Annotated in this window: 2 protein-coding genes; both read left to right on the top strand. The window is 56.1% G+C overall.

Annotated elements, in window-relative coordinates; all coding sequences use genetic code 11:
• On the top strand, positions 1-302 hold a 302-nt coding region (locus tag ACXJL8_RS41955), incomplete at its 5' end, for an LssY C-terminal domain-containing protein (protein WP_456687135.1).
• Positions 303-703: 401 nt separating this feature from the next.
• The coding region (locus tag ACXJL8_RS41950) for a hypothetical protein (RefSeq protein WP_456687134.1) at positions 704-1005 on the top strand (302 nt) is incomplete at its 3' end.

Below are 1005 nucleotides of genomic sequence, written 5' to 3'. Positions count from 1 at the left end.
GAACAGCAGATTTCTGGCTAAACACCGAACGCCCGCCGGACAACGAATGCGTTCTTTGGATAGGAGCTGGCACCAGGGACACCGGCCTATCCCTCACTCGCCTTTCATTTCAAATCACCCACGCCACAGATTCGGATACGAACGCAGAGCGCGATCATATTGTCGGTGAGTTGAAGAGGATTCGAACCATCGAAGCGGTGAAAGTCTATCAGGCGGGCGACAATCTTCTCGACGAACGCGTCAATCACTACATTACCGATGGCGAGATCACGTTGGCGATTCTGGTCAAAAATGGCGATTGACGTCAAAGCCAAGATTTGCCGACGCTACTACCTCTCAAACTGTCCAACCAGGCGAGCCCGGTTTCGCTGTTTCACGGAAATAACTGTGGCGGGCCGCGTCCTCCCTGCGAAGATTCCGCTATCGACATCCATGTCTGTTGTTGGCCCTGAGCCGACTAAAGCTCCATCCCCTCATCACGTCCGGTATCGGTGCTAAACCCGACCGTGAGCGACGCTTGCGATAACCGCCGCTTGTGACCCAGAGCGGTCATCAGCCGCCGTATTCGGGCGAAGTTGATATAGATCAACCTTGATGATGTGCATAGTCGATACCGCAAAATGTTGCTTGCAGTCTCTTCGGTAGGAATGAGCCGCAAAGGATGGTCAGTCGTTCAATCATTGACACATAAGGAGACGCGCAAATGAGGAAGCTTGCTTCGGTAGGACTGATCGCCGCGGCCATGTTCGCTAATCCGGCCATGGCCGCGTGGTACGACCAAAACGGCGCAGCCGTCCATCCGTCCCGCGTCGTTCACTGCATCCGGGCTCCAGACGTTGGCAGTTTTGCCGGAGGGCCGTTCAATAAGCCTCCCTGCGAACCGGCAAGCTGGCGTAGGGCGGCGTGGCGCGACAAGAACGGTGCAGTCGTCCCTACCTCCAACGTCGTTCACTGTGTCCGGGCTCCAGACGTCGGCAGTTATGCCGGAGGTCCGTTTAATAAGCC

It is taken from the genome of Bradyrhizobium sp. P5_C11_2, assembly GCF_054049755.1.
Note: the sequence above shows the minus strand (reverse complement) of the source record. Positions and strands in the feature narration are given on the sequence as shown.